This window comes from Micromonospora sp. NBC_01699, from assembly GCF_036250065.1.
GTDB lineage: Bacteria > Actinomycetota > Actinomycetes > Mycobacteriales > Micromonosporaceae > Micromonospora_G.
On record NZ_CP109199.1, the window covers coordinates 6,633,428 to 6,652,026 of the forward strand.

Here is an 18,599-nt window from a genome sequence, read left to right on the forward strand (position 1 = left end):
GCGGTCAGGTATCGTCCGTTCGTTCAGTCAAGGATGCGACGATCTACCCCTTCACCCTAGCCAGATGTCTGACGATCGGGCAGAATCCGGGACAAGCTCCTCTCGGAGCGTGACGAGGACAACTTGCCCCCTGACGTCTGACAAACGTTTCCCGACGGCTCCATCTCGGTTGGTCAGCGGTCGAGAACGATGGAGGCCCCCGTGTCCGACGCGACACGTACGCCCGAAGGGCCGGCTACGTTCCGCGAGGTGTTCGCGCAGCCGGAGTTCCGGGCGCTCTACACGGCCAACGCGTTCTCCTGGCTCGGCGACTATCTGGCCCGTGCCGCCGTCACCGTACTCGTCTTCCAGGAGACCAGTTCGGTAGCCCTCTCCGCCGCCGCGTTCGCGGTGAGCTTCCTGCCCTGGCTGGTCGGCGGTCCGCTGCTCGCCGCGGTGGCGGAACGGCATCCGTACCGGACCGTGATGGTGGTCTGCGACCTGACCCGGATGGTGCTGATCGGCATCATCGCGATCCCCGGCCTGCCGGTCCCGGTCATCCTGGTGCTGCTGTTCGGCATCACCCTGGCCAATCCGCCGAGCCAGGCGGCCCGCTCGGCGCTGATCCCGATGCTGCTCACCGGTGACCGCCTGGTGGTCGGTCTGGCGGTCAGCACCAGCACCGGCCAGGCCGCCCAGATCGTCGGGTACGTGCTCGGCGCCTCCGTCGCCACGCTGAACCCGAGTGCCGCGCTGCTGATCAACACCGGCACCTTCGCGCTCTCCGCCGCGTTGATCCGGTTCCGGATCCACCAGCGACCGGCCGCGATGAGCGAGGAGCACCGCAGCCACCTGCTCCGGGAGACCGCCGAGGGCTTCCGGCTGGTCTTCGGCACGCCGGTGCTGCGGGCCATCGCGATAGTGGTCTTCGCCTCGATGCTCTTCGCGATCGTGCCGGAGGGCCTGGCCGCCGGCTGGGCGGCCGAGTTCGCGGCGGTCTCGGACGGCGACCATCCCGGACGCGGATTCACCCAGGCCATGATCATGATCGCCAGCCCGCTCGGCTTTATCCTCGGCGGGCTGACCATCGGGCGGGGACTGCGGCCGGACCTGCGCCGGGCACTGATCCGCCCGTTCGCGGTGCTGGCCCCGCTCGCCCTGGTGCCGGCCCTACTCAACCCGACCCCGCCCCTGATCGCGTTGATGGCACTGGTCAGCGGCTTCGCCGTGGCCGGTCTGCTGCCGGTCGCCAACGGGCTGTTCGTGCAGGCCCTGCCGCCCGGTTTCCGGGCTCGGGCGTTCGGCGTGATGAGCAGCGGGATGCAGGTGCTCCAGGGCGGTGCCGTACTGGTCACCGGGGTCCTGGCCGGGCAGTTCGACATCCCGCTCGTGGTCGGCCTGTGGAGCGTCGGCGGGGTGCTGCTGATGCTGGTCGTCGCGACCCAGTGGCCCACCACCGCCGAGTTCAACGCCGCCATCGCGGAGGCCACCCGGCAGTCACCGGCCCCGGCCGAGGCGCACCGCCCGGCGGACGAGCCGGTCGGCGACCGGGCACCCGGTGCCCCGACCTCGCCGAGCGGCGTCAGCACACTGTGATCAGGCCCGCGCCGACCACGCCGCGACCGATCAATGCGCACCTGGCAGGATGGAACGGTGACGTCTCCAGGTGAGGGCGACCAGGCGCGTACGCCGGCGACCCTGTTCGAAGCGATCGGCGGCGAGCCGACCTTCCGCAAGCTGGTCGACGAGTTCTACGTCGGGGTCGCCAGCGACCCGCTGCTGCGCCCGCTCTATCCCGAAGAGGATCTGCGCCCGGCGGCCGACCGGATGACCCTGTTCCTGATGCAGTACTGGGGCGGCCCGGGCACCTATTCCGAACAGCGGGGACACCCCCGGCTGCGGATGCGGCACGCGCCGTTCCGGGTCGGACCGGCCGAGCGCGACGCCTGGCTGCGGGCGATGCGCCGGGCCGTGGACAGCCTGGCCCTACCCCAGGAGTACGAGCAGACGCTCTGGGACTACCTGGAGCGAGCCGCCTACTTCATGGTCAACACCAACGACGACACCCCCGCCACCCCACCCCAAACCCCCTAACCCACCCACCCCCACGCACCCCCCCACCCCCACCCCCACCCCCCCACGGCGCGTCGATCTTGCACTTGTGGTCGTGCATAAATAGGGACGGTTGCCCTAATTCGGGCGCCACAAGTGCAAGATCGACGGGGGAACGGGCGGGGACGGGGCGGGAAGGGGTTAGAGGAGGGCGCCTTCGTCGTGGAGCCAGTCGACGAAGGTGGTTGCCATCGCTGCGCCGCAGTCGAGCACCTCGACCAGCAGCGCGTCGTGCGCACCGGAGCGCATCGGCACCTGCATCTCGGCGTAGATCGGCAACTGGCCGCGCTCGGTCGGGTCGCCCACGTACGCCTTGGCGAACCGCTGGGCGTGGTTCCACTCGTTGACGACGCGGTAGGCCCGGTCGGCCCAGTCCGGCGGCACGGTGGAGTACGGCCGGGCGCGCATCACCAGGATCTCGTCCTCGGGCCCTTCGAGGGTGAAGAGCACCGCGTGCCGCTCCCACATGGCGAGCAGGCTGCCGTCGCCGTCGGCGAGGTAGCGCACGTCGAGCAGGTCGAGCGCGTCGCCGAGCCGGCGCAGGGTGACCGGTGCGACGACGGCGGGCTCGACCGGCGCGGGCCGTTCGGTTGTCGTGACTGGTTCAGTCTGATCGGAATCGTGCTCCGGCTCTCGCGGGGCGGGCGGTCCTACCCGGACGGCCTCGTCCACGGAGATCCTGCTTCGAGTCTCCGGCTCACCGCTCGCGACGGTGTGACCGGGGCGCCATGACCACCACGGCATTGCTCGCGCACCTCGCTCCCCAGCGGATCCAGTCGCCTACGGTGCGTTGGATCCGAGGGACGACGGTACCCGGATAGCCGTTCGGAAGCATCCCCCCAACGGACGCCCATGACCAGAGGAACTATATAGCATCAGCCGTTCAGGCGATCTCAGACCGGGGTGATCGACAGCTGACTCGCCCTGAGTAACCACACAGCTCCGTACGGCGCGGAGAGCCCGGTCCACCGGCCGGCGACCCGCACCTGGACCAGATCCGCCCCGGCAGCGCGGTTCCGACCCGGTTCGCCCGAGTCGGCGCCATCCGGTCCGGCCGCCCCGCCCGGACCGAGGAAGCCCATCCGGACCACCGCCTGCACCAGTCGCTGCGACACCTCGATCGGGCCCACCGGGCCGACCTGTGCCGGGCCGGTCACCACCACGGCCACGTGGTCCAGCAACGCGTCCCGGAGCACCCGCTGCCCCACCGCCCTGCCCCCGACGCCGTGATCCGCCGCGTCGCGCAGCGTGCCCGCCGCCGCCGCCGCGATCCGGCGTACGTCCGCTCCCGGCATCGTCTCCACGAGCTGACCGGTCGAACCGGGCAGCGGCCACTTCCAGTCGGCGTCGCGGCGGGCCGGCAATCCGGTGCCGCCCCGGGCCAGCTCGGCCAGGAGCGCGTCGGCGGAGACCGTGACGTCACCCGGACCGGCCCCGGCCACCGTACGGCTGACCAGCACCGCCCACGGCAGGCGCGCCCAGAGCGTGGTACGACCCGCCGGACCCGCCGGACGCAGCCGTACCACCGCCGCCGGGTCGAGCCGGGTCAGCCGGGCCAGGAAGGCACCCGCGTCGGGCACCCCGGTCAGCCCGTGCCCGATCGGCGCCCCCGGCACCGGGCCGGAACCGATGGGCGCCGGACCGGACTCGGCCGACCCGCTCACGACAGCTGGTAGGGCCGCAGGAAGGCCCGCTCGTCCTCGGTGAGCCGGCGGGGCCGTCCCTGTTCGAGGTCGTACGGGACCAGCACCGACCGGGCCCGACTGGCCAGCGTCTCGCCGTCGAACAGCTCGTAGCCGATGGTGAACCGGGATGCCTTGATCTCCTCCACCCACAGCTCGATCCGGACCATCGGCGCCTGCTCGGCGGTGGCCCGGCCGAGGGCGTAGTCGACCGGACGCAGGTAGTCCACCTCGTGCCGGGCGATCACCACACCGTCGGCGAACGAGTTCAGCCCCCAGGCCCGGCCGCCGACGAACATCAGCGCCACCCGGGCCTCCTCGTACAGGGTGAGGAAGCGGGCGTTGTTGACGTGGCCGTACGCGTCCAGGTCGGACCAGCGCAGCGCGCAGTGGTAGACGTACCGGGCTGCCGGCGGGTGCTCGGCCGCGACCGGACTAGTCACGGGTGAGCTTGCGGTAGGTGATCCGGTGCGGTCGGGCCGCCTCCGCGCCGAGCCGGTCGATCTTGTTTTTCTCGTACGCGTCGAAGTTGCCCTCGAACCAGAACCACTTCGCCATGTTCTCGTCGTCACCCTCCCAGGACAGGATGTGCGTTGCCACCCGGTCCAGGAACATCCGGTCGTGCGAGATGACCACGGCACAGCCGGGGAACTCCAGCAGCGCGTTCTCCAGCGAGGACAGCGTCTCGACGTCGAGGTCGTTGGTCGGCTCGTCGAGCAGGATCACGTTCCCGCCGATCTTCAGCGTGAGCGCGAGGTTGAGCCGGTTGCGCTCGCCGCCGGAGAGCACCTTGGTCGGCTTCTGCTGGTCCGGGCCCTTGAAGCCGAAGGCGGCCACGTACGCCCGGGACGGCATCTCGACCTTGCCGACCATCAGGTAGTCGAGCCCGTCGGAGACGATCTCCCAGACGGTCTTGTCGCCGTCCAGACCCTCCCGGTTCTGGTCGACGTACGACAGCTTCACGGTCTCGCCGACCTTGACCGAGCCGTCGGTCGGCTGCTCCAGCCCGACGATGGTCTTGAACAGGGTGGTCTTGCCGACGCCGTTGGGGCCGATGATGCCGACGATGCCGTTGCGCGGCAGGGTGAAGCCGAGGTTCTCGATCAGGGTCCGGTCGCCGAAGCCCTTGGTCAGCTGGTGCGCCTCGATCACCGTGTTGCCCAGGCGCGGGCCCGGCGGGATCTGGATCTCCTCGAAGTCGAGCTTGCGGGTCTTCTCCGCCTCGGTGGCCATCTCCTCGTAGCGGTCCAGCCGCGCCTTGGACTTGGTCTGCCGGGCCTTGGCGTTGGACCGGACCCATTCGAGTTCCTCGGTGAGCCGCTTCTTCATCTTGGCGTCGCGGCGCCCCTCGACGGCCAGCCGGGCGGCCTTCTTCTCCAGGTAGGTGGAGTAGTTGCCCTCGTACCCGATGGCCCGGCCGCGGTCGAGCTCCAGGATCCAGCCGGCGACCTTGTCCAGGAAGTACCGGTCGTGGGTGATGGCCATGACGGTGCCGGCGTACTTGGCCAGGTGCTGCTCCAGCCACTGCACGCTCTCCGCGTCCAGGTGGTTGGTCGGCTCGTCGAGCAGCAGCAGGTCGGGCGCCTCCAGCAGCAGCTTGCACAGCGCGACCCGGCGGCGCTCACCACCGGAGAGCTGGATGACGTCGGCGTCCGGCGGCGGGCAGCGCAGGGCGTCCATGGCGAGTTCGAGCTTGGAGTCGATGTCCCAGGCGTCCTCGTTGTCCAACTCCTCCTGGAGCCGACCCATCTCCTCCATCAGCTCGTCGGTGTAGTCCGTGGCCATCTGCTCGGCGATCTTGTTGAACCGCTCCAGCTTGGCCTTGGTCTCCGCGACCGCCTCCTCGATGTTGCCGAGGACGGTCTTGGCGTCGTTGAGCGGCGGTTCCTGGGCGAGCATGCCGACGGTGTAGCCGGGCATCAGCCGGGCCTCGCCGTTGCTCGGCCGGTCCAGCCCCGCCATGATCTTGAACAGACTGGACTTACCGGCGCCGTTCGGGCCGACCACACCGATCTTGGCCCCGGGCAGGAAGCTCAGCGTCACGTTGTCGAGCACGACCTTGTCGCCGTGCGCCTTGCGCGCCTTTTCCAGAACGTAGATGTACTGGGCCACGGTGCGGCCTACCTCCAGAGTCTGCGGAACAGGGAGCTCTACCCGAGCCCCTGAGAGCCTGCGGGCGCGGGGCGCGAGCCAGGGTCAACCCCGCGCGGGCCGTCGTCAATCCTGACAGGTGGAGCGCCGTCCGCCCACATCACCCCGCCGGAGCACCCGAGCAGGGACGAAAGGGAACGATATTGTCAAGATCACTTGTCGGTTTGCCCGCACCGTCCCGCAGGGCAGTAAGAGTGCCACCGCGAGGCAGGAGCCACAGCTACGCTCAGTACGCTCAGCGGTGGACTGCGGAATCACCGGAGGTGCACAGATCGTGACGGATCGTAGCTCGTTCGTAGTCGTGGCGAATCGTCTGCCGGTCGACGAGGTGAACACCCCAGAGGGACGGCAATGGCGCCGGAGCCCGGGGGGCCTGGTCACCGCCCTGCACCCGGTCCTCGTGCAGCACCAGGGCACCTGGGTGGGGTGGGCCGGTGGCGTCGGCGCGGCCCCGGAACCGTTCGATCTTGAGGGCATCGGGCTGCACCCGGTGCCGCTGAGCGCCGAGGAACTGGAGCGCTACTACGAGGGCCAGTCGAACGCCACCATCTGGCCGCTCTACCACGACGCGGTGGAGACCCCGGCCTACAAGCGTCGCTGGCGGGAGGCGTACCGGCTGGTCAACGCGCGGTTCGCGGAGGCCGCCGCGGAGGTGGCGGCGGAAGGCGCGACCGTCTGGGTGCAGGACTACCAGCTTCAGCTCGTGCCGGCGATGCTGCGCGAGCTCCGCCCGGACCTACGGATAGGTTTCTTCCTCCATATCCCATTCCCGCCGATCGAACTGTTCATGCAGATGCCGCTACGCGCCGAGGTGCTGCGCGGGCTGCTCGGCGCCGACCTGGTCGGGTTCCAGCAGCGGCTGGCGGCACAGAACTTCGTCCGGCTGGCCCGGCACCTGCTCGGCCTGCGGTACGAGGGCCAGATGATCCAGGTCGACGGGCGTCAGGTGAAGGCCGGCGCCTTCCCCATCTCGATCGACGTCGCCGAGATGGAGCGGATGGCGGCCGACCCGGCGGTGCAGGCGCGGGCCAAGCAGATCCGGGCCGAACTGGGCGACCCGAAGACCGTCGTGCTCGGCGTCGACCGGCTCGACTACACCAAGGGCATCGAGCTTCGACTGAAGGCATTCCGCGAGCTTCTCGCTGACGGAAAGTTGACAGTTCCCGACGCCGTTATGGTGCAGGTGGCCACGCCGAGCCGCGAGCGGGTCGAGCACTACCAGGCACTACGCGTGAAGGTCGAGCGCGAAGTTGGCCGGATTAATGGGGAATTTGGCCGGGTGGGCGTGCCTGCTGTTCACTATCTGCACCAGTCGTACAGTCGCAGTGAACTTGCCGCGCTCTACTGCGCGGCAGATGTGATGATGGTGACCCCACTGCGAGACGGAATGAACCTGGTGGCCAAGGAGTACGTTGCATCGCGCGCCGACTCTGGCGGCGCGCTCGTGCTCAGTGAGTTTGCCGGCGCCGCCACCGAGTTGCGCCAGGCCTTCCTCTGTAACCCGCACGACCCCGACGGGGTGAAGGACGCGCTGTTGCGCGCGGTCCACGTCGACAAGGTGGAAGCACGGAGGCGCATGCGGATCATGCAGCGTCACCTGCGTACCCACGATGTCGAACACTGGGCCCGGTCTTTCCTGAACGAGCTGGGCGTGCCCGAAACGGAGGCAGTGTGAGCACGTCCGTACTGGACACCGGGGCCATGGCCCTGGACTCGATCGATCCCGTGCTGCGGGACGCGATCGGCAGGATCGCCCGCTCACCCCAGCTACTGGTCGCCTGCGACTACGACGGCACCCTGGCGCCGATCGTCGAGGACCCGAGCAAGGCCGTACCGCTGCCGGAGTCGGTGGCGGCGGTACGGGCGCTGGCCGCCCTGCCGCAGACCACGGTCGCCGTGGTCTCCGGCCGGGCACTGCGTGACCTGGCCACCCTGTCCCGGCTGCCGAGCGAGGTGCATCTGGTCGGCAGCCACGGATCCGAGTTCGACATCGGCTTCGTCGAGCGTCTCGCCCCCGAACTGGTCGAGATCCGCACCCGGCTCCGCAACGAGCTGCGCCGGATCACCGCCGAACAGCCCGGCGTACGGCTGGAGAGCAAGCCGGCCAGCATCGCCGTACACACCCGGGGCGCCAAGCCCGAGGTGGCTAGCCGGGTGATCACGGCGGTGCAGGAGGGCCCGGCGAGCTGGACCGGGGTGACCGTGACCCAGGGCAAGGAGGTCATCGAGCTGTCGGTGATCCCCACCCACAAGGGGACCGCGGTCGACCAGTTGCGTACCCAGATCTCGGCCAGCGCGGTGCTCTTCATGGGCGACGACGTGACCGACGAGAACGCCTTCGCGAACCTGCACGGCCCCGATCTCGGCATCAAGATCGGCAGCGGGGAGACCCAGGCGGCCTACCGGGTCGCCGACCCGACCGAGGCCGCCCGGGTGCTCGGCCTGCTGCTCCAGGTCCGCCGCACCTGGCTGTTCGGCGAGCGGGCGGTGCCGATCGAGCGGCACTCGATGCTGGCCAACGGCCGTACGGTGGCCCTGCTCACGCCCGAGGCGAAGGTCACCTGGCTGTGTCACCCGAAGCCGGACGCCTCGGCGATCTTCGCCGACCTGGTCGGCGGCCCGCCGGCCGGCCACTTCAGCGTCTCCCCCGACCGCGGCGGCCTGCCGCTGGGGCAGCGCTACCGGCCCGGCACGATGACCGTGGAGACCCGCTGGTCCGGGCTGACCGTCACCGACTGGCTGGACCGGCCGTCGTCGGACAACGTGCCCAGCGGGTCGGCCGTCGTCTCCGGTGACTCGACCCTGGTCCGGGTGCTCACCGGATCCGGCCGGGTCCGCCTGGAGTTCGCCCCCCGGCCCGAGTTCGGCCAGGTCGCGGTCCAGCTCCAACCGCTCGCCGAAGGGCTGCTGGTGCTCGGCTCCAACGAGCCGATCGCGCTCTACGCCCCCGGCGTGCAGTGGCAGGTGGTCACCGACGGCGGCTACGAGACCGCCCGTGCGGTGGTCGACCTCGCCGCCGCCGGTGGATCGATCACCCTCGAACTGCGCTTCGGCTCACACAGCCTGGCGCACCACCGGGTGCCGATCGCCGAACGGCAGGCCGCCGCCGAACAACCGTGGCGCGACTGGGTGGCCAGCCTGAAGCTGCCCAGCCACGACCGCGAGCTGGTCGCCCGTAGCGCACTGACCCTGCGCGGGCTCTGCCACGAGGCCACCGGTTCGATCCTCGCCGCCGCGACCACCTCGCTGCCGGAGGAGCTGGGCGGCGTACGCAACTGGGACTACCGCTACTGCTGGCTGCGGGACGCGGCGATGACCGCGCGGGCACTGGTCGACCTCGGCTCGCTCGGTGAGGCCGAGGCGTTCCTGCGCTGGGTCGATGGCTGCGTCGAGCGTACCGGCGGCCACCCGGAGCGGCTGCACCCGCTCTACACGGTCGACGGCTACGAACTCGGCGCCGAAGCCGTGATCGACACCCTGCCCGGCTACGCCGGCTCCCGACCGGTCCGGGTCGGCAACCTGGCCAACCACCAGCTCCAGCTCGACGTGTTCGGGCCGATCGCCGATTTGCTCGCGGCCGTCGCCGACCTGCGCGGCTCGGTGCTGGAGACCGAGTGGCGGGTGCTGGAATCGATGGTCGAGGCGGTCAGCCGCCGCTGGCACGAGCCCGACCACGGCCTCTGGGAGGCCCGGCTTCCCCCCCGGCACCACGTCTACTCCAAGGTCATGTGTTGGATGACGGTGGACCGGGCGCTACAGATCGTGCGCCGGCACGGCGGCGAGGAGCGGCCCGAGTGGGTCGAACTGCGCGACCGGATCGGGCACAACGTGCTGGAGTACGGCTGGCACGAGGGCGTCGGCGCCTACAGCGTCGCGTACGGCGACGAGGAGATGGACGCCTCCTCGCTCTGGATCGGGCTGTCCGGACTGCTGCCCGACGACGACCCGCGCTTCCTGTCCACGGTGCTGCGCATCGAGGCTGATCTGCGCAGCGGGCCGGTCGTGTACCGCTACCACTGGGACGACGGGCTGCCGGGGCGCGAGGGCGGCTTCCACATCTGCACGGCGTGGCTGATCGAGGCGTACCTGCGTACCGGGCGGCGGGCCGATGCCGAGGAGCTGTTCGGGCAGATGGTCGACACGGCCGGGCCGACGGGGTTGCTGCCGGAGCAGTACGACCCGCTGGTGGAGCGGGGGTTGGGTAATCACCCGCAGGCGTACAGCCATCTCGGGTTGATTCGGTGTGCGTTGTTGTTGGATGGGGCTTTGTAGTTGGTGTGTGGGGGTTGGGCCCCACCGTGCCCAGCGAGGGCCGTCAGGCTTGATCCCCTCGCCGGGCACGGTGGGGCCCAACCTCTACCCGTTTGGGTTCTGCTTGAGCGGTGACGCCTTGGGGTTCTGCTCCGGTCGGAGGGGTCCGGCCGGAGCTTTTGCGTGCGTGGGTCAGGTCGAGGTGGTGGTGGGGAGGGTGGTTACGACGTTGCCGATGATCACCACGGCGGGGGGGCGGATGCGGGCGGTGTGGGCGGCGTCGGCGATCGTGCCGAGGGTGGCGCGGAGGGAGCGTTGGGCGGTGGTGGTGCCCTCCTGGACCAGGGCGGTCGGGGTGGTCGGCGGGCGGCCGTGTGCCTGGAGGGTGGCGGCGATCGCGGGCAGGTTCTTCAGGCCCATCAGCACCACCAGGGTGCCGCGCAGGCGGGCCAGCGCGGGCCAGTCGACCAGCGAGGCCGGGTCGTCGGGGGGCAGGTGACCGGAAACGACGGTGAACTCGTGCGCCACCCCGCGATGGGTCACCGGGATGCCGGCGAGTGCCGGTGCGGCGATCGAGCTGGTGACGCCGGGGACGACGGTGACCGGTACGCCGGCCGCCGCGCAGGCGAGCGCCTCCTCGCCACCGCGGCCGAAGACGTACGGGTCGCCGCCCTTGAGCCGGACCACGAAGGCGCCGGCCAGGGCCCGGTCGACCAGGATCCGGTTGATCTCCTCCTGGGCCCGGGACGGGCCGTAGGGGATCTTCGAGGCGTCGACCAGCTCGACGTCCGGTCGGAGTTCGTCCAGGAGCAGGCCGGGGACCAGGCGGTCGGCGACCACCACGTCGGCCTCGGCGAGCAGCCGGCGGCCCTTGACGGTGATCAGCTCCGGGTCACCGGGGCCGGAGCCGACCAGCACGACGCGTCCGGCGGTCGGCCGGCTCCGCTGCGCGCGGTTGGGACCCGCCCCCTCGGCGACGGAATCCGGCGACACGGAATCCGAGGACAGGGAACCCCTGCCCGCCGGCAGGGTGCCGTCGGCCAGGCGGTCGCGGATGGCGTCCCGAACGGTCACCGCGCGATGCGGGTCGCCACCGCCGAGCACCGCCACGGTCACCGCGCCGTGCCGGACCACCGCCGGGGTCCAGGCCGTGGCCGCGATCCGGTCGTCGGCGCGTACGCAGAACACCCGGCGATCGAGGGCGGCGGCGCTGACCGCCTCGGCGGCGATCGGATCGTCCACGGCCACCTGCACCAGCCAGGCACCGTCCACGTCGGCGGGCTCGAACGTCCTGGGCGTCCACCGCACCCGGCCGGCGTCCACCTGGGCCCGCAGGGCCGGCGTCAGCTCGGGCGAGACCACCTCGACCAGCGCGCCGGCATCCAGCAGTGCCGGGACCCGACGGGTCGCCACCGCTCCCCCACCGACCATGAGCACCCGGTGCCCCGCGAGCCGCAGGCCGAGCGGGTAGGGGTTGGCGCCGATCTGTTGCGTCACTTCTCCGAAACTCCCGCCGCGTCGAACGTCGCCACCTCGTGCAGTACCCGGACCGAGCCGGCGACCACCGGCAGGGCGAGCAGCGCACCGGTTCCCTCGCCGAGGCGCAGTCCGAGGTCGATCAGCGGCTCCAGGCCGAGGGCGCGCAGGCCGGCGCCGGCACCGGGCTCGGCGGACCGGTGCCCGGCGATCATGGCGCCGACGGCGTCGGGCGCGAGGGCGGCGGCGACCAGTGCCGCGGCCACCGTGCTCACCCCGTCCAGGAGCACCGGCGTACGCCGGGCGGCGGCGCCCAGGATGAAGCCGGTCAGCGCGGCGTGCTCCAGACCACCGACGGCGGCGAGTACGCCGACCGGGTCGGCCGGGTCGGGGCGGTGCCGGGCCAACGCGGCGGTGACCACGGCCACCTTGCGGGCGTACGTGTAGTCGTCCACGCCGGTGCCCCGGCCGGTCACCTCGGCCGGGGTGGCCCCGGTGTGTACGGCGATCAGCGCCGCGGCGGCGGTGGTGTTGGCGATGCCCATGTCACCGGTGAGCAGGATTCCCGCGCCCGCGTCGACCAGTTCGTCGGCGGTACGGAGGCCGACCTCGATCGCGGCCAGCACCTCGTCCCGGGTGAGCGCCGGCTCGACGGTCATGTCCCGGGTGCCGGCGCGGATCCGGGCCCGGATCAGGGCGGGAGTGTTGTCGGGGGCCGACCGCCGCGCCGGGACGGTCGGTACGGGCCCGTCGAGGTCGACCAGGGCGTCGGGGGCGGTGAGGTCGTCCAGGGCAGTCAGCTCATCGACGGTGGTCGGGTCGGCGTCGGGCAGGGGGGTGGCTACGCCGATGTCGACCACGGTGACCGAGGCGCCGGTCTGCCGGGCGAAGGCGTTCACCACGGCGCCGCCGGCCAGGAAGTTGCCGACCATCTGCGCGGTCACCTCACGCGGCCAGGGCGTCACCCCCTGGGCGTGTACGCCGTGGTCTCCGGCGAAGATCGCCACGGCGGCGGGTTCCGGCAGCGGGGGCGGGCAGACGCCGGCCAGCCCGGCGAGGCGTACCGAGAGGTCCTCCAGGGCGCCGAGCGAGCCGGCGGGCTTGGTCAGCCGGCTGTGCAGCAGGCGGGCGGCCGCCATCGCCTCGGTGTCGAGTGGGCGGATCGTGGTGATCAGCGCCTCCAACATCATGCCTCCAGGATCTCCGCCAGTACGGCGACGAACGCGTCAGTGGTGGCAGTGTCCCGCACCGCCACCCGCAGCCAGTCGGCGCCCAGCCCGGGGAAGGTGTCGCCCCGGCGTACGGCGTAGCCACGGGCGCGCAGCGCGAGCCGTACGTCGGCGGCGCCGGGCCGGTGGATCAGCACGAACGCGCTGGCCGGGGTGCCCTCGACGCGTACGCCGGGCAGGGCCGCCAGGCGGCGGACCAGGTACTCGCGGTCGGCGGCGAGCCGTACGGCGATCTCCCTTTCGGCGGCGACCGCGACCGGCGTCGCGATGGCCCGCGCGGCGGCCAGGGCCGGCGTGCCGACCGCCCAGAGCGGCTGTACGGCGGCCAGCCGGTCGATCAGGTCGGCCGGGCCGAGCAGGTAGCCGATCCGCAGCCCGGCCAGGCCCCAGGTCTTGGTGAGGCTGCGCACGATCACGACGCCGGGCAGGTCCCGCCGGGCGGCGAGCGATTCCGGCTCGGTGCCGGTGGCGGCCGGGTCGGTGGTGGTGTCGGCGAACGCCTCGTCCACCACCAGTACCCGGCCGGGCCGGGCCAGTTCGGCGAGTACGGCGGCCGGGTGCAGGACCGAGGTGGGGTTGGTCGGGTTGCCCACGAAGACCAGGTCGGCGTCGGCCGGCACCAGCGCCGGGTCCAGCCGGAAGCCGGTCTCGGCGGGCAGCAGGACCCGTTCGACCCGGTGCCCGGCGGCCCGCAGCGCCGCCTCGGGTTCGGTGAACTGCGGGTGCACCACGACCGGGCGGCGAGCGTCCCGCAGCGCCCGGGCGAGCAGCACGAAGCCCTCGGCGGCACCGGCGGTGAGCAGCACCTCGGCGCCGGGCCGGCGGTGTCGGGCGGCGACCGCCGCGCGGGCCGGGCCGGGGTCGGGGTAGCTGGCCAGGTCACCGAGGGAGGCGGTGATCGGGTCGGCCAGCCAGTCCGGCATCGGCGCCCGGCGGACGTTGACCGCGAGGTCGACCAGGCCGGGTACCACCTCGGCGTCGCCGTGGTGCCCCAGGTCCACGTCGGCGTCGATCCCGGTGACGGGCGGCGGGCCGGTGGGTGCCGGTGGGTGCGGCGCGGTTACCTGCGGTTGCATGACGGGGATCCTGCCCGGCGGCGGGATCGGGGGCCAACGCGTGCGCGTCGGGTGGGCGGGTTTCGACCGCGACGTTCGCGAATTTTTATCGGGTTATTATGGCCCATGTCATAGCTTAAGAGGGTGACGAACCCCACCCCAAAGCCTGCCGAAGGCAACCGCTTCCTTCCCCTGCTCCGGGCCGGACTGATCGCCGGGGTGATCCTCGCCGCAGCCGCCTACCCGCTCGCCGCCATCGGCGGCCTCGGCGCCAAGGCAACCGCCGACCTGGTCCGGGACCGGCCGCGCGACCTGCGCCACGTCTCACCCGCGCAGACCACCTACGTGTACGGCTCCGACGGCAAGACGCTGCTCACCACGTTCTACGAGGAGCACCGCAAGTACACCCCGATCGGGGAGATGTCGCCGTACATCCAGCAGGCGATCGTCGCCTCCGAGGACTCCCGCTTCTACAAGCACAACGGCGTCGACGCCAAGGGTGTCGCCCGCGCGTTCGTCGCCAATCGGCAGGCCGGCGGGGTCTCCCAGGGCGCCTCGACGCTGACCATGCAGTACGTCCGGATGGCGCTGCGGGACAGCGCGCAGACGCCGCTGGAGGTGCAGGAGGCGACCGAACAGACCAGCATCCGCAAACTGCGCGAGATGCGGATCGCGCTCGACCTGGAAAAGGAGATGACCAAGTCGGAGATCCTGGAGCGGTACCTCAACTCCGCCTACTTCGGCCACCGCGCGTACGGCATCTACGCCGCCGCCGAGATCTTCTTCTCCAAGACCCCCAGGGACCTCAGCCCGGTCGAGGCGGCCACCCTCGCCGGCCTGGTCAAGGCCCCCTCCGAGTACGACCCGGCGGTCAACGACCAGAAGGCCGCCACCGACCGGCGCAACTACGTGATCGACCGGATGCGGACCATGGGCTACATCTCGCCGGACATGGCGGCGACGATGCAGGCCGAACCGATCAAACTGCGGCTCAGTACGCCACCGAACGACTGCATCTCGGTGTCGAAGGAGTACAACAGCTGGGGCTTCTTCTGCGACTACCTGAAGGCGTGGTGGTCCGCCCAGCCGGGCTTCGGCGGCAACACCCTCGAACGGCAGGACAAGCTCCGCCGGGGCGGCTACAAGATCGTGACCAGCATCGACCCGAGGGTGCAGGAGATCGCCGAGAAGAACGTACTGGCGAAGGAGAGCGAGAGCAGCCCGTTCGCGCACGGCCTGGTAGCGGTCGAGCCCGGCACCGGCCGGGTCAAGGCGATGGCGATCAACCGGATCTACTCGCTCGACTCCAGCGAGAACGGCCCGCACTCGGACCCGGAGAAACGGGCCCGGATGAAGGGCAACTACCCGAACACGGTCAACCCGCTGCTCGGCGGCGGTGACCTGCCCGGATACCAGGCCGGATCGACGTTCAAGATGTTCGTCATGCTGGCCGCGCTCGACGCCGGCATGCCGCTGTCGACCGCGTACGACTCACCGATGAAGATCACTTCGATCTATCCCGGCGGTGGTACGACCAGCAGTTGCGGCGGGCTCTGGTGCCCGTCCAACGCCAGCGCGGCGATGACCGGCCGGCAGACCATGTGGTCCGGCTTCGGCAAGTCGGTGAACACCTACTTCGTCCAACTGGAACAGGCGATCGGCGCGGACAAGGCCGTTGCCCTGGCCGAACGGCTCGGATTGCAGTGGCGTACGGAGGTGGACCAGCGGCAGGCGTCCCCGGAGAAGCGCAAGGAGTGGGGCGCGTTCGTGCTCGGTGTCTCCGACGTGACCCCGCTGGAGATGGCGAACGCGTACGCGGCGATCGCCGCCGACGGCCGGTTCTGCGAGGCGATCCCGGTCACCTCGATCAACAACCCGGACGGCACCCCGACAATGATCACCACCAGGAGCGGTGGCCAGGTCGAGGCCGCCAAGCCGCGCTGCCACCAGGAGGTGAGCGCGGACGCGGCGCGGGCCGCCACCGACGCCGCCCGCTGCCCGACCGGCGACACCCCGGCCCGGGGCTCGTGCGGCGGCTGGTCCACCGCCGACAGCGTCAAGGGCACCGTCGGTCGCCCGGTCGCCGGCAAGACCGGTACCACGGACAGCGACCGGTCGGCCTGGTTCGTCGGCTACACCCCGGAGTACGCGATGGCGAGCTTCCTCGCCGACCCGGACAACCCGTTCAACGCGGTCGGTGAAGCGCAGTCGAACAAACCGGTGAGCACCGTCTCCGACACCCTGAAGGAAGCCCTCAAGGACCAACCGGTACGTCAGTTCGCCCCACCATCACTCAAGATCACAAGCTGACCGGGGCCGTCCGACTCCGGATCAGCGCAGGTCGGCCGAGACGAACGACCAGGATTCGAGGTCGACCCGGCCGCCCTGGACGTACCCGGCGTTGCGCAGCAGCCCCTCGTAGCTGAAACCGGCCTTCTCGGCGACCCGGCGGGAGGCGACGTTGCCGGGCGCCACCCGCAGCTCGATCCGCTGGAAACCGTGCTCCAGGATCAACGCGATGGCCAGGGCCAGCACCGACTCGGCCGCCAGCCCGAAGCCGCGCGCCTGCGGGGCGATCGCGTAGCAGATCTCGGTGACCCGGCCGGACCAGTCCGTGCGCTTGGTCCACAGCGCCCCGACCACCGAGTCGTCCTCGCGCCGGACCACCCCGTAGTGGTCGCCGTTGCCGCTGTCCCGCCGCTCCTTCGCCATCTCCGTACACCAGGCGGTGGCGTCGATCCGGTCGGACGACTCCGGCAGCGGCAACCAGCGCTGGGTCAACTTGTCGCCGAAGATCTCGGCAACCGCCGCGATGTCGTACGCCAGCAGCGGCCGTACGTGGGCGCGCGGGGTGGAGACGGTCAGGGTCGGGAACCGGCGGACCGCCACCTCGCCGGTCACGCCGACATCCCACCGGTGGGGCCGCCCGGCGTACGGGGATCCGGCTGCTCCGGCACCGACTCGGCCGTGGCGACCGGGGCACCCGGGCGGGGCACCAGCCCCAGCCGTGGCCCGGCCACCGGTTCCGCACCCGCTCGGGGGGCCAGCGGCCCGGTCACCGGACCGACCCGCGCCCCGCCGACCGGTTCGGCACCCGCCCTCGGCGCCAGCGGGTTCACCGCCGCCACCGCCCGGACCAGCCGACCGGCGATCTCCGGCGTACCGGCCCAGTGCAGGATGAGCTGCGAGGCGTGCACCTGACGCCAGACGAAGCCCTCCGGCGTACCACTGCCCCAGGTCCACGCCGGCGTCTGCCCGGCCCTCGGGTTGAGCAGGCCCCGATGCTGCTTGTAGCCGACCAGCCGGGCACCGAGCGGGGCCACCACACTGGCCGCGCGAGCGGTCGCCTCCCGGTAGCCGACCACTATCCGGTCGGTGCTGACGCCGGTCGCGTCCAACACCCCGGACATCGGCCGCCCGTCGAACTCGCGGGCCAGCCAGAGCACACCCGCCCCGTCGGCGAGCACCGGGCGCCCGGACCGGGCCAGGTCGGCCACCTCGGCGCCGAGCCGGCGGTTGGCGGACAGCTCCTCCGCGTACGACTCGGGCAGCCCGCCGCCGACGACCAGCGCGTCGGTTCCCTCGGGCAGTTCCTCGTCCCGCAGCGGGTCCACCGGGACCACCTCGGCCCCGGCGGCGACGAGCAGTTCGGCCGTCTCCGGGTAGGAGTAGGACAGCGCGGTGCTGCCGGCCAGCGCCACCACCGGCCGCCGCCCGTTGGGGTTGGCCGGGCCGGCACCCTGGCCGAGCGCCTCCGCCGCCGACCACGGCTCGACCGCCAGCCGGGGCGCCGATCGGGCCAGCGCCAGCAGTCGGTCCAGGTCCACCGTGCCGGTGATCGCCTCACCCAACCGGCGCATCCCCCGGTACGCGTCCACGCCCCGGTGCAGCACCGGCACCACACCGTGCTCGCGGGACGGCAGCACGGCCGGCAGTTCGTGGCGGCGCAGCGCGCCGAAGACCGGTACGCCGATGTCGTCGAGCGCGTCCCGGAGCAACTGTTCGTGCCGGTCCGAGGCGACCCGGTTGAGGATCACCCCGCCCAGCCACAGCATCTCGTCGTACGCGCGGAAGCCGTGCACCAGCGCGGCCACCGACTGGCCCATCGCCGCCACGTCCACCACCAGCACGACCGGCGCCCGTAGCGCGGTCGCCACGGCGGCGGTCGAATCCGTCTCGGACCGCCCGGCGAGGCTGTCGAACAGGCCCATGGTGCCCTCGACCACCGCCACGTCCGCGCCCACCGAGCCGTGCGCGAAGATCGGCGCGACCCGGTGCGGGCCGACCAGCCGAGGGTCGAGGCTGCGCCCCGGCCGCCCGGCGGCGAGCCCCAGGTACGCGGCGTCGATCTGGTCCGGGCCGACCTTGAACCCGGCGGCGGCCAACCCCCGTCCGGCGTACGCGGCCAGCAGGCCGACGGCGATCGCGGTCTTACCGTGTCCGGATGAGGGCGCGCTCACCAGTACGCGCGGCACGGCGGTCATGGTCGGCTCCTCGGTGGCGGGACGGCTTTACCGGAGATTGGGTGGCTGACGGGCACGGTTACCGGGCGGCCGGGTCCCCCGACCCGGACCGTGAGCGGGCGCGGCGGGGTGGGTCGACCCGGCTACCGGATCGCCGGGCGTGACGATACCGGGCCCCGGAGAGACCCGCCGGCCGCCGAT

Annotated in this window: 14 protein-coding genes; 5 read left to right on the plus strand and 9 right to left on the minus strand. The window is 71.7% G+C overall.

Annotated features, from left to right (window positions below):
- Positions 1-189 precede the first annotated feature (189 nt).
- Positions 190-1,575 (plus strand): MFS transporter, encoded by a 1,386-nt coding sequence (locus OG792_RS27070; protein WP_329103538.1) that lies wholly within the window; start codon positions 190-192, stop codon positions 1,573-1,575.
- 33 nt (positions 1,576-1,608) lie between these two features.
- Complete coding sequence (locus tag OG792_RS27075; protein WP_442932314.1) at positions 1,609-2,073, plus strand: globin; 465 nt, start codon at positions 1,609-1,611, stop codon at positions 2,071-2,073.
- 159 nt (positions 2,074-2,232) lie between these two features.
- Here OG792_RS27075 and OG792_RS27080 read toward each other — a convergent pair whose 3' ends face one another.
- From OG792_RS27080 to ettA, 4 genes are all read right to left on the minus strand, one after another.
- Positions 2,233-2,835, minus strand: coding sequence for a YbjN domain-containing protein (locus tag OG792_RS27080; RefSeq protein ID WP_329103542.1), 603 nt, complete (start codon positions 2,833-2,835; stop codon positions 2,233-2,235).
- 149 nt (positions 2,836-2,984) lie between these two features.
- A complete protein-coding gene (locus tag OG792_RS27085) occupies positions 2,985-3,692 on the minus strand; it encodes a hypothetical protein (protein WP_329111455.1) in 708 nt (235 codons plus the stop codon).
- Between the two features lie 59 nt (positions 3,693-3,751).
- Positions 3,752-4,216, minus strand: coding sequence for an acyl-CoA thioesterase (locus tag OG792_RS27090; protein ID WP_329103544.1), 465 nt, complete (start codon positions 4,214-4,216; stop codon positions 3,752-3,754).
- Positions 4,209-5,885: an energy-dependent translational throttle protein EttA gene (gene ettA / locus OG792_RS27095; protein WP_329103547.1), complete on the minus strand. Its 1,677-nt coding sequence runs from the start codon at positions 5,883-5,885 to the stop codon at positions 4,209-4,211. The genes OG792_RS27090 and ettA overlap by 8 nt, the downstream gene beginning before the upstream one ends.
- A 313-nt stretch (positions 5,886-6,198) precedes the next feature.
- On the opposite strand from ettA, the gene OG792_RS27100 reads away from it, so the two are divergent.
- Both OG792_RS27100 and otsB read left to right on the plus strand, forming a co-directional pair.
- The gene (locus OG792_RS27100) at positions 6,199-7,599 is read left to right on the plus strand and encodes an alpha,alpha-trehalose-phosphate synthase (UDP-forming) (protein ID WP_329111456.1); all 1,401 of its coding nucleotides are present in this window, start codon (positions 6,199-6,201) and stop codon (positions 7,597-7,599) included.
- Positions 7,600-7,625: 26 nt separating this feature from the next.
- On the plus strand, positions 7,626-10,196 hold the full coding sequence (otsB, locus tag OG792_RS27105; RefSeq protein WP_329111458.1) for a trehalose-phosphatase: 2,571 nt from the start codon (positions 7,626-7,628) through the stop codon (positions 10,194-10,196).
- A gap of 171 nt (positions 10,197-10,367) precedes the next feature.
- Here the strand turns inward: otsB and cobA are convergent, their stop codons facing one another.
- The 3 genes from cobA to cobC are packed head-to-tail and all read right to left on the minus strand — an operon-like array spanning position 10,368 to position 13,956.
- Positions 10,368-11,660, minus strand: coding sequence for a uroporphyrinogen-III C-methyltransferase (cobA, locus tag OG792_RS27110; RefSeq protein WP_329111460.1), 1,293 nt, complete (start codon positions 11,658-11,660; stop codon positions 10,368-10,370).
- 8 nt (positions 11,661-11,668) lie between these two features.
- A complete protein-coding gene (locus OG792_RS27115; protein WP_329111461.1) occupies positions 11,669-12,838 on the minus strand; it encodes a nicotinate-nucleotide--dimethylbenzimidazole phosphoribosyltransferase in 1,170 nt (389 codons plus the stop codon).
- On the minus strand, positions 12,838-13,956 hold the full coding sequence (cobC, locus tag OG792_RS27120) for an Rv2231c family pyridoxal phosphate-dependent protein CobC (protein ID WP_329103549.1): 1,119 nt from the start codon (positions 13,954-13,956) through the stop codon (positions 12,838-12,840). The genes OG792_RS27115 and cobC overlap by 1 nt, the downstream gene beginning before the upstream one ends.
- Before the next feature lie 123 nt (positions 13,957-14,079).
- On the opposite strand from cobC, the gene OG792_RS27125 reads away from it, so the two are divergent.
- Positions 14,080-16,245 (plus strand): transglycosylase domain-containing protein, encoded by a 2,166-nt coding sequence (locus OG792_RS27125; protein ID WP_329103551.1) that lies wholly within the window; start codon positions 14,080-14,082, stop codon positions 16,243-16,245.
- Positions 16,246-16,266: 21 nt separating this feature from the next.
- Here OG792_RS27125 and OG792_RS27130 read toward each other — a convergent pair whose 3' ends face one another.
- Both OG792_RS27130 and OG792_RS27135 read right to left on the minus strand, forming a co-directional pair.
- Positions 16,267-16,836 (minus strand): GNAT family N-acetyltransferase, encoded by a 570-nt coding sequence (locus OG792_RS27130; protein WP_329103553.1) that lies wholly within the window; start codon positions 16,834-16,836, stop codon positions 16,267-16,269.
- Positions 16,833-18,419: a cobyrinate a,c-diamide synthase gene (locus tag OG792_RS27135; protein ID WP_329103555.1), complete on the minus strand. Its 1,587-nt coding sequence runs from the start codon at positions 18,417-18,419 to the stop codon at positions 16,833-16,835. The genes OG792_RS27130 and OG792_RS27135 overlap by 4 nt, the downstream gene beginning before the upstream one ends.
- Positions 18,420-18,599 lie beyond the last annotated feature (180 nt).

Coding starts and splice junctions, on each gene's coding strand:
- OG792_RS27070 (WP_329103538.1), top strand. CDS start 190: ATGGAGGCCCCCGTGTCCGACGCGACACGTACGCCCGAAGGGCCGGCT.
- OG792_RS27075 (WP_442932314.1), top strand. CDS start 1,609: ATGCGCACCTGGCAGGATGGAACGGTGACGTCTCCAGGTGAGGGCGAC.
- OG792_RS27080 (WP_329103542.1), bottom strand. CDS start 2,835: ATGCCGTGGTGGTCATGGCGCCCCGGTCACACCGTCGCGAGCGGTGAG.
- otsB (WP_329111458.1), top strand. CDS start 7,626: ATGGCCCTGGACTCGATCGATCCCGTGCTGCGGGACGCGATCGGCAGG.
- OG792_RS27115 (WP_329111461.1), bottom strand. CDS start 12,838: ATGTTGGAGGCGCTGATCACCACGATCCGCCCACTCGACACCGAGGCG.
- cobC (WP_329103549.1), bottom strand. CDS start 13,956: ATGCAACCGCAGGTAACCGCGCCGCACCCACCGGCACCCACCGGCCCG.
- OG792_RS27135 (WP_329103555.1), bottom strand. CDS start 18,419: ATGACCGCCGTGCCGCGCGTACTGGTGAGCGCGCCCTCATCCGGACAC.